The sequence below is a fragment of the Lancefieldella parvula genome (assembly GCF_963530955.1).
GTDB lineage: Bacteria > Actinomycetota > Coriobacteriia > Coriobacteriales > Atopobiaceae > Lancefieldella > Lancefieldella parvula_A.
Genome location: NZ_CAUSFQ010000095.1, coordinates 1 through 4,714 on the forward strand (window position 1 = coordinate 1; position 4,714 = coordinate 4,714).

4 protein-coding genes and 2 tRNA genes are annotated in these 4,714 nt (G+C 47.6%); all 6 read left to right on the plus strand.

Annotated features, from left to right (window positions below; genetic code table 11):
• Positions 1 to 1,011, plus strand: a 1,011-nt coding sequence (locus RWJ43_RS05990) for a M50 family metallopeptidase (protein ID WP_314008944.1), incomplete at its 5' end; no start/stop codon positions are given.
• Between the two features lie 8 nt (positions 1,012 to 1,019).
• Positions 1,020 to 2,093, plus strand: coding sequence for a flavodoxin-dependent (E)-4-hydroxy-3-methylbut-2-enyl-diphosphate synthase (gene ispG / locus RWJ43_RS05995; RefSeq protein ID WP_314008946.1), 1,074 nt, complete (start codon positions 1,020 to 1,022; stop codon positions 2,091 to 2,093).
• Positions 2,094 to 2,145: 52 nt separating this feature from the next.
• The gene (locus tag RWJ43_RS06000; RefSeq protein WP_314008948.1) at positions 2,146 to 3,849 is read left to right on the plus strand and encodes a proline--tRNA ligase; all 1,704 of its coding nucleotides are present in this window, start codon (positions 2,146 to 2,148) and stop codon (positions 3,847 to 3,849) included.
• 74 nt (positions 3,850 to 3,923) lie between these two features.
• Positions 3,924 to 3,999, plus strand: a tRNA-Ala gene (locus tag RWJ43_RS06005).
• 40 nt (positions 4,000 to 4,039) lie between these two features.
• A tRNA-Ile gene (locus RWJ43_RS06010) sits at positions 4,040 to 4,115 on the plus strand.
• A gap of 140 nt (positions 4,116 to 4,255) precedes the next feature.
• On the plus strand, positions 4,256 to 4,633 hold the full coding sequence (locus RWJ43_RS06015; RefSeq protein WP_314008950.1) for a hypothetical protein: 378 nt from the start codon (positions 4,256 to 4,258) through the stop codon (positions 4,631 to 4,633).
• Positions 4,634 to 4,714: the final 81 nt, after the last annotated feature.

Here is a 4,714-nt window from a genome sequence, read left to right on the forward strand (position 1 = left end):
CTGCTGTACACCCTTGCAGATTGGGGCTCCATTGAGCTTGTCAAAGAGTCAGATGAACTAGCGCACACCACGTTTCAGACGCTAGCGAGAGATGCTGAGCTTCGCTGTGAGTATGATCGTGGTCACAATTTTGAGCTTGAAGGCTCTACAGCAGCAGGGGAGCCTCGTGTTCCACAGATGCCCATTGAGGATTTCTTTGCTCAAGAGAAGGCTCATACGTATGTTGGTGTAAATGTTCCCAAACGTTTGCTCATGATCTTGGGTGGACCTTTGGTCAACATTGCGCTGGCCTTTGTGCTTGTTGTGGGCTCTTTGATGTTTGTTGGCATTCCTGCAGCTCAAAATAAGGCTCAGCTGGGCTCTGTTGAATCTGGCTCTCTTGCTGCTATTTCAGGCCTTACTCCCGGAGACACCATTCTTACCTTTAACAAGGTAGAGGTACATACCTGGGAAGACCTTACTACTGCTATCAAAGATGCAATGTCCAATGGAGGCAAGGATATCCCAGTCACGTATGAGCGCAATGGCATTCAACTTGAAACTACCATTAAACCTGTTTTGCGTCCTGACGATAAAATCATCGGTGTGACACCTATTATGACCATCTATCACTTCTCGTTTATTGACGCATCTGCTGCTGCTGTATCGTATGCTGCGCAGGTTGGTCAGTTTGCGCTCAGACTGCTTATCCCAACGCAGACCATGGAAGTTCTCAATCAGTCGTCTTCCGTTGTTGGAATTTCTGTAATGGCATCACAAGCTGCTGCAGAGGGTTTCTCGACTCTTATTATGCTGGTAGCAGCTATTTCCATGTCACTTGGATTCATGAATCTTTTACCTATTCCACCTCTTGACGGTGGAAAGATTCTGATTGAGGTAATTCAGGTGATTATTAGAAAGCCCCTGTCTATCAAGGTTCAAAACATTTTGTCTTACATTGGACTGGCGTTTTTCCTGTTTGTCTTTGTTGTTGCACTGAGAAACGATATTCTTCATTTACTTTTTAGGTAGCTGATTTTATGTCTGAGATTGCTCGCACAAAAACTCATCCCGTCATGGTTGGATCTGTCCAGGTTGGCGGCGGCGCTCCCGTTTCTGTTCAGTCTATGTGCACCACTAAAACAGATGATCCAGACGCAACGCTCCTTCAGATCAAGGGGCTTGCCGAGGCAGGGTGCGAGATTATTCGTGTGGCAATTCCTGATGCAAAGGCCCTCGATGGCTTTGAAGAGATTTGCAAATACTCGCCACTTCCTGTTGTTGCCGATATTCACTTTGACTATAAGCTGGCGCTTGAAGCTGCAAAGCGAGGTGCGGCAGCGCTCCGTATTAACCCAGGAAACATTGGCTCTATGGAGCGCGTTGATGCTGTTATTGAGGCAGCTAAAGAGGCACATATTCCCATTAGAATTGGCGTTAACGCAGGCTCTCTTGCTAAAGAATTTGATACAAGACAAAATATGACCCTTGTCGAGAAACTCGTGGCATCGTCGAAGTCTTTTGTAGATCATTTCTCTTCTCGCGGTTTTGACGACATTGTCTTGTCTGCAAAAGCTCACGATGTTCCCACGACGCTTGCGGTATATCGAGCGCTTTCCAAAGAGCTTCCACAGATTCCTCTGCATGTAGGCGTTACAGAAGCCGGTGCGTTAAGGCAGGGAACGGTAAAGAATTCTGCTGCGGTGGGCATTTTGCTTGAGAGTGGTATTGGCGATACCATGCGCCTTTCTCTAACGGCCGATCCCGTAGAAGAAGTCCATGTAGCATGGGAGCTTCTTGCGGCTCTTGGTATGCGTCGCATTAAACCAGAGCTGGTGAGTTGCCCCACCTGTGGCAGGTGTGGCGTTGATATGATTCCTATTGCAGAAGAAGTTACCAAGCGCCTGGATGGCGTTCGTGCTCCAATTTCTGTAGCAGTCATGGGATGTGTTGTTAACGGACCTGGTGAGGCTAGGGGTGTTGACCTTGGTGTAGCCTGTGGCAAAGGTCAAGCAGTGTTGTTTGAAAACGGCAATCCTCTTAGAAAAGTGCCTGAAGATAAGATTGTTGATGAGTTATTCGCCGAAATCGAGAATCGTTTTGGCAAAAAATAAGTAAACTATACGTATTACTTCATATTGAAAGGAAACTACCTTGAAGCACTGGATGCGCATGTCTTCTTTGTATGCACCAACACTCAAAGAAGATCCAGCTGAGGCTGTACTTGCAAGTCACCGCCTGCTCCTTCGTGCTGGCATGATCAGAAAGACCGCTGCGGGTCTTTACTCTTATCTGCCACTTGCATGGCGCTCTCTTTTAAAGATTGAGGCCATCATTCGCGATGAGATGGACGGTATTGGTGCTCAGGAGATTCTTGTTCCTATTATGACCCCTGCTGAGCTCTGGGAAGAGTCTGGTCGTTGGGATGTCTATGGTGATGAGCTCATGCGTATGCATGATCGCCACGACCGTCAGTTTGCTCTTGGTCCAACGCACGAGGAAACTTTCACAGATCTTATTAGAAACGAGCTTAAGAGTTATAAGCAGCTTCCTGTAACGCTCTATCAAATTCAGGATAAGTTCCGTGACGAGCGTCGTCCACGCTTTGGTCTTATGCGTGGCCGTGAGTTCATTATGAAAGACGGATATTCCTTCTCGGCAAATCAAGAGTCGCTGCAAGAATGCTATGACCAGGAGAAGGTTGCTTACCAGAACGTTTGTGATCGCACGCGTCTTAAGGCTCTTCAGGTAGTTGCAGACTCTGGTCAGATTGGTGGAGACACCTCTGTTGAGTTTATGGCGCTGGCAGAGGCTGGCGAGGCAAGCCTGGTCTATTGCGATTGTGGCTATGCTGCAGATACTGAGGCAGCAGCTGCAAAGATTAACGTAGAAGAGCGTGAGTCTGGCAAGATGTGTGAGATTTACACTCCTGGCATTGGCTCCATTGATGATGTTGCTGAGTTCCTTCACGTTTCACCAGCAGCAACTCGCAAGGCTCTTGCACTTGTTGACGGAAACGGTAAACCAGTTGTGTGCTTTGTTCCAGGTACTCATGAGCTCAATGAGGTCAAAGCTGAGCACGTTTTTGGTGATTATCACATGATGACCGATGAAGAGCTTGAAGAGTATGGCCTCATCAAGGGCTTCATCGGACCTGTTGGTTTACCTGAGGGTATCCGCGTTGTTGGAGACCTCTCCCTTGAGGATACTCAGTGGTGGCTCTGTGGTGCTAATAAGGCAGACTACCACCTTGATCACGTTGAGCTTGGCCGTGACTTTGAGATTAACGAGTGGAAAGACCTTGTCACTTCTCAGGAGGGCGATATTTGTCCTGAGTGTGGTCTTCCTCTGCATGCTGCTCGCGGTATTGAGGTTGGCCAGGTCTTCCAGCTTGGCACCAAGTACTCTTCAGCCCTTAACGCCACCTTCACCGACGAAAACGGCGAGGATAAGCCTCTGGTTATGGGCTGCTACGGCATTGGTGTTTCCAGGCTGCTTGCTGCTGTTGTTGAGCAATACAATGACGAGAAGGGCATCAAGTGGCCAGTCTCTGTTGCTCCTTATGAGGTTTCTGTTCTTTGCCTTTCTGACAAAGACCCAGAGATTTGGGACGCAGCAGGTTCTGTAGCTGACGCTTGCGTTGCTGCTGGTCTTGAGACTGTTGTTGATGATCGTGCAGAGCGTCCTGGCGTTAAGTTTGCAGATGCAGATCTTATTGGCTTCCCATGGCAGGTTATTGTGGGCAAGAAGGGCGTTGCAAACGGCATCGCAGAAGTCAAAGAGCGTGCTACCGGTGAGCGCTTTGAGGTTGCCCTTGATGAGGTTGCCTCTTGGTTGGCAGAGAAGATTCTTCCAGAGCGCGAGCTTTAAAATATACAACCAATTAGAAAATTGTCGATAAAAACAGAGCTTTGGTTTGCTATAGTATTTCCCGCACCACGTTCGGGGAATTAGCTCAGCTGGGAGAGCGCATGACTGGCAGTCATGAGGTCAGGGGTTCGATCCCCCTATTCTCCACCACGCATTCTGGCGGCGGCATCAGTCGCCGCTTTTTTCTTACGGGCTCATGGCGCAACGGTTAGCGCAGGGGACTCATAATCCCTGGGTTGGGGGTTCAAATCCCTCTGGGCCCACCAAATACACATGTGGCGAGAAATCCTTTGGTTTTCTCGCCATTTCTTTTACCGAAACACTCTACCGTTCAATGATTCGATTACTTAATTTATATAAAAGACGGGTACAATAGCCAAAGTGATATTTGATAGATAGGGGATATATGACTCCTGAGACTCGTAAAATGAAGCTCTTCAGTCTGGCGCTTTTGATTGGCGGACTTTTAGGTCTTGTTAATGTTGCGGTTCTTGTAATTGGTGATGGTCCATCAATTGATTCCGCTCTTCTTTTGCTTGCAAGTATGATCTCGCTTCTAACTGGTGGTTATGCAGCTAGAGAGGCTAATGTACCTAATAGAGCTGCAGCCGCTTATCCCATGATTTTTGGATCATGCGTTGTATTAGCTGCTATTGTTGTGGGACAGTTGGTGCTTAAACCATCTGTTACCTTGCAGTTTATTGAGCTGTTTGCGCTATTGGCAATGGCAAGTGCTGTTGCTCGAGGATCTCATAAAGTTAAAAAGTCTCTTGAGGCCAAGTAAATTTTCTTATTGCTCTAACTCCGCTTGTATACGGTTTTCTTTGTGAAATGACTTGTTGGGGGTTTGTATGGATCGTGGAAC